Source organism: Chryseobacterium barbadense (assembly GCF_042849955.1).
Lineage (GTDB): Bacteria > Bacteroidota > Bacteroidia > Flavobacteriales > Weeksellaceae > Chryseobacterium.
Map to the genome: position 1 here is coordinate 1 of NZ_BAAFHL010000102.1, position 4,743 is coordinate 4,743.

Annotated in this window: 8 protein-coding genes; all 8 read right to left on the reverse strand. The window is 38.1% G+C overall.

Annotated elements, in window-relative coordinates; translation table 11 throughout:
• Positions 1-53: 53 nt before the first annotated feature.
• A complete protein-coding gene (locus ACGHIN_RS16455; protein ID WP_390456033.1) occupies positions 54-482 on the reverse strand; it encodes an SRPBCC domain-containing protein in 429 nt (142 codons plus the stop codon).
• Positions 483-536: 54 nt separating this feature from the next.
• Positions 537-1,370 (reverse strand): SDR family oxidoreductase, encoded by an 834-nt coding sequence (locus ACGHIN_RS16460; protein WP_390456036.1) that lies wholly within the window; start codon positions 1,368-1,370, stop codon positions 537-539.
• A 48-nt stretch (positions 1,371-1,418) separates the two neighbouring features.
• Positions 1,419-2,276 (reverse strand): VOC family protein, encoded by an 858-nt coding sequence (locus ACGHIN_RS16465; protein ID WP_390456039.1) that lies wholly within the window; start codon positions 2,274-2,276, stop codon positions 1,419-1,421.
• Between the two features lie 10 nt (positions 2,277-2,286).
• Positions 2,287-2,724: a GNAT family N-acetyltransferase gene (locus ACGHIN_RS16470; RefSeq protein ID WP_390456042.1), complete on the reverse strand. Its 438-nt coding sequence runs from the start codon at positions 2,722-2,724 to the stop codon at positions 2,287-2,289.
• A complete protein-coding gene (locus tag ACGHIN_RS16475) occupies positions 2,699-2,974 on the reverse strand; it encodes a DNA-directed RNA polymerase subunit alpha C-terminal domain-containing protein (protein ID WP_390456045.1) in 276 nt (91 codons plus the stop codon). The genes ACGHIN_RS16470 and ACGHIN_RS16475 overlap by 26 nt, the downstream gene beginning before the upstream one ends.
• A 16-nt stretch (positions 2,975-2,990) precedes the next feature.
• Entirely contained in the window at positions 2,991-3,404 is a 414-nt protein-coding gene (locus ACGHIN_RS16480; RefSeq protein WP_390456048.1) for an SRPBCC family protein, read from the reverse strand.
• Positions 3,405-3,486: 82 nt separating this feature from the next.
• The gene (locus ACGHIN_RS16485) at positions 3,487-3,918 is read right to left on the reverse strand and encodes a VOC family protein (RefSeq protein ID WP_390456051.1); all 432 of its coding nucleotides are present in this window, start codon (positions 3,916-3,918) and stop codon (positions 3,487-3,489) included.
• 143 nt (positions 3,919-4,061) lie between these two features.
• The coding region (locus ACGHIN_RS16490; protein WP_390456054.1) for an alpha/beta fold hydrolase at positions 4,062-4,743 on the reverse strand (682 nt) is incomplete at its 5' end.

The window sequence follows — 4,743 nt, forward strand, 5'->3', positions numbered from 1 at the left end:
TTAATGACTGTTTCGTAAGATAATGTTTCCATAATATTTATTTTGTAGTTGGTTTACAGTTGATTTTCCGAAAGGTTTTTAACAATTCCCAATGCTTTAGGGAATTTGTCTTCAAAGAACCCTTTAAATTCTTCGGGAGTTTGTATTACTCCTTTCAAAGTGGTTCCTGATTCTGTTTCTTCTAAAATGTAAGATTCCGTAGCTTCGCCCCAATTCTGTGGCTGTTCCACACCGTCATAGATTTCTCCCAGATGCAGAAACTTCATTTCTTTATTAGGTATGTTTTTTTCAACACGGCTGTACATCCCGTTATTATTAGGATCAAAAAACTTTACAATTGTTCCTTCTTCCAGGGTTCCTTCATAAAATGAGCCTTCTGTAAAAGCAGTTGTCCATTGTCTGTAGCTTATGTCATTCCAAAGCACGCTCCATACTTTTTCGGGTGTTGCTTCTATCTGAACTTCAAAAGATAATGTCTCCATTTTGTAATTTTTAATTATTTGATAAAACCGTTAAGATGAATGGTTCAAATATCATTACCCGCCTACAAAACCACCACCATTGATGTGTATGACTTCTCCCGTAATGTAATTGGCATCTTCGGAAGCCAGAAAGACAAAGGCCGGCGCCACTTCGGAAGGCTGCCCCGCACGTTTTAACGGAGTATCTTTTCCAAAGGTTGAAAGATCATCGAATGTTTCCTTCACAAGAGGCGTCCATATAGGTCCGGGAGCAATTCCGTTAACCAATATCTTCTTTTCTGCAAGATTAGTAGATAGAGAACGAATGAATGATAAAATAGCTCCTTTAGTAGCCGCATAATCAATCAGATGATCGCTTCCGCGATACGCTGTAACGGATGTTGTACAGATAATTCTTCCGCCTTCTCCTATTAACGGCAAAAAAGCCCGCGTCAATGCAATCATTGAAATGATATTGGTATGGAAGGTTTCTTCAATCTGCTCGTCGGAAATCTTTTCAAGGGTATCCTTAGAAGTGTGAATTCCGGCATTGTTAACCAGGATATCCAGGCTTTTCCATTTTTCTTTGATCGTATTCAGGCATTTTGTTCTGAACGTTTTTTTGGTAAGATCTCCTTTCAACAAGATACATTCACGACCTTCTTTTTCAACCAGCTTTTTCGTTTCTTTAGCATCATCATCACTTTCTTTGTAAATGACGGCTATATCTGCTCCTTCTCTTGCAAAATGAACGGCAACAGCCTGTCCTATTCCGCTGTCCCCTCCTGTTATTACCGCTTTTTTACCTGCTAACTTTTGACTTCCCAAATAGTTTTCCCGGATGATCTCCGGAAACAGGCCTTCTTTGGGGACTTTTGATTTAGATTGTGACTTATTCTGTGTTTTCATACGCCAATCTTTTCTCTAAACACATCAAACAGCAAGCCGAAACAATGTTTAAGAATGATAAGCTTCTTCTAAATCTTTTATAATGATTTTCTGCATTTTCATCATCGCCTGTACCACTTTCTGGGCTTTTTCCTGATCAGAATCGTTCATTAACTGAATCAATCTTTTAGGAACAATCTGCCAGCTGAAACCATACTTATCTTTCAGCCATCCACACATGCTTTCTCTTCCACCCCCTGAAATGAGCGTATTCCACAGGTGATCCGTTTCTTCCTGATTATCGGTCATGATGACCATAGAAATTCCTTCATTGAAATCAAACTGGTGGTCATAAGAATTATCCATGCAGAACAAGCTATATCCATCAATGATAAAATGGGCATGCTGAACATTTTCGGGCACTTCTTCCGGTTCTCCGCCATCTTTATATTTCAATACATTTCCAATGCTTGAGTTCGGGAACGTCTGCGTATAGAATTCCATTGCTTCCATAGCTTTTCCATTATTTTGATGGATGAACATCAGGGTAGGAATAATTTTCTGATCGCTTGCCTTTTCTCCCAGGAACAACTGCCACGTAACGCCATACTGATCTCGAACCCAGCCGTATTTTTTACTCCATGGGTAAGAATCCAACGGCATTAAAGCCATTCCGCCTGCCATTAGCTGATCCCAGTATTTTTGAACTTCATCTTCGGTTTCACAGATGACCATAAAGGAAACGGAAGCATTTTTCTGGAAATGAGGACCTCCGTTCAATAACATCAGCTTCTGCCCAAATAATTCAATGTTCAATACAACAGGGGTATCTGCAGTAATTTTTCCGTTGAATACCTGGCAATAAAAGTCTGCCGATTGTTTTGCATCTCCGTCATACCAGAGACACGGGAAAATATCATTATTCATAGTTTAATGTTTATAATTTGTACGAAAAATTGGTTATATCTTCTTCCGGAACCCCTTTGAGTTTCCTGTAGAAGCATAAGGCATGTTCATCTATATTATCTGCCTGAAGAAAAACTTCAGTAGCGCCCATACTTTTAGAAGTTTCAAAAATATTTTGCATAAGCAAAGTTCCTACTCCTCTTCGCTGAAAATTATTTTTAACTGCTAAGTCATAAACATAGACTTCCAGATGGCCATGAAGTGAAGGCATGAGATAAGCTGTTAATCCTCCAATGATCTCATTTTCATTTTCAGCAATAAGATAAATAAAGTTGTCGTTCTTCAAAAGAGTTTTGAAATATTCCAATCCAGGATTCTGAGAATTCTCCACTTCAAAGACCTCTACATACAGTTTCTCAAGAAGTCTCAGTTTTTCCGGATTATCAGGATTTAATCTCGAAATTTTCATTTTTAAAGGAGACTTTATATTCATTCATATGATTCTTAAGCTTATCCATGGTATTTTTCCCGAAACCATGAAGACTCATGATCTCTTCTTCAGAATAGTCGGAAAGCTTTTCCAGGGAATCTATTTTCTCTTTTTCCAAAGCTCTCCTTGCGGGCATCGCAATAATCCCCTTGAGAAAATCCCCTTTGACAGTGCGATGATCTGTACAAACGGAATTGAGACATCTTGCCATTATCACTAAATTGAGCATGGTCTTAGGAAGTTTTTTAGTGGTTCTCTACATACTTATGGAAATTGTTGAGAATGGCATACCATCCGTCTCTTTGCATTTCCACAGAGTTTTGCATTTCAGGATCGAACTCTATACGGACTTTGGTTGTATTGTCATCCACTCTATCAAAGTTTACTTCTACATTTCTTCCGTCTTCCATATGATATTTTATTTTCTCATTCGGGATCACCTCATCATAAACTCCCTCAAAATCGAATCCGAAGCTTCTATCTTTGGCTTCCATTCTGTTTTTAAATTTCCCGCCGACTCTTAAATCATTTTCGGAGCTCGGACATTGCCATGATTCGTCGGCAAAATTCCATTTGGTGATATGTTTAGGGGTATTGTAATAATCCCAAACCTTCTGAACAGGCTCTAAAATAGTGATGTCAATTTTAATAGGTTCCATATAATTAAGTTTTTAATGTGGTGTAAAAAGGCGGTCAAAGCAAATTTTGACCACCCGTTTATATAATTAGTTAAATATAAGACTATTTTGTGTATTCTTCGTTATAGTTCACCATCCAATGAACTCCGTATTTATCCTGAAAGCTTCCGAAATAGTCGCCCCAAAACTGGTCTTCAATCGGCATTTCTATGTTTCCTCCTTCCGAAAGTCCTTTGAAAAGCCTGTCTGCCTCTTCTCTTGAGTCCGGGAATATCGAAACGTAATTGTTATTTCCTACATTCAAAGTCTGTCCAAACGACGGAACAATATCTGAAGCCATTAAAAGATCGTTTCCAATAGGAAGTGCAATATGCATTACTCTGTTTTTTTCTTCTTCAGAAAGGTTTTCTGTTCCGGGAGCATTTCCCATTTTGTGAACTTCACCCACGAATTCCCCTCCGAAAACAGATTTGTAAAAATTGAAAGCTTCTTCTGCTTTCCCATCAAAATTTAGGTATGGATTTAATTTAGGCATGATTTATACGTTTAAAAGTTAGTTTATTTGTTTGTAATTTTTATATCGAAAAGTCCGCAAAGATTTTTAAAAACTGTATGTATTTTAAGAACACAAGGGGCGTTTCACTTAGCAAAATTTAAAAATATTATGGTCAATTATCGTTATCGCTTTAAGAATTTTTCTACTTCTGATGTTGTAAAGTTGATTAAGCTGTGATCTACATTTCCGTCAAAATCTGCCATCATATAAGACCCGTGAGTTGCGGGAAGGATTATCAATTGTGAATTAGGAATCAAACGCCACATCTCTACGGTGTGTTCAGGCTTCATGACATCTTTATCTCCCGTGATCAATAACGTTGGTGATTGGATACCTGTTAAAATATCTTCACTCCAGTCTTCAAAATTCTGCATTCTCTTGCTGTCTTTATCGAACAAGTTTTCGAGCTTTGAGAAATCCGGGTTCAGGTTTAGAAAATTAATTTTAAGCGATTCCGGCATTGATTCCAGTGTGGCTTGCTGCATTCCTTCAAAAAAGCCTTCTATCATTCCGCTTCTTTTGAAAAAAGCCGAAGCTACAATCAGCTTTTCCACCAGATCCGGATAAAGATGAACAATTTGCATCACCGTATTGCCGCCGTTGCTGAATCCCCAGAATGAGGCCTTATGAATATTGATTTCTTTTAAAAGCGCAGCCACATCATGAGCATCCTGTTCAAAGGTTTCGGGAATATCCCTATGCTCTGTCATCCCGTGGTTTTGAAGATCAATCCCGATGAGCTGAAATTTATCTTCGAGCCTTGCGATCACTTCCTTAAAATCAAACAGAATGGATGAACCGCCT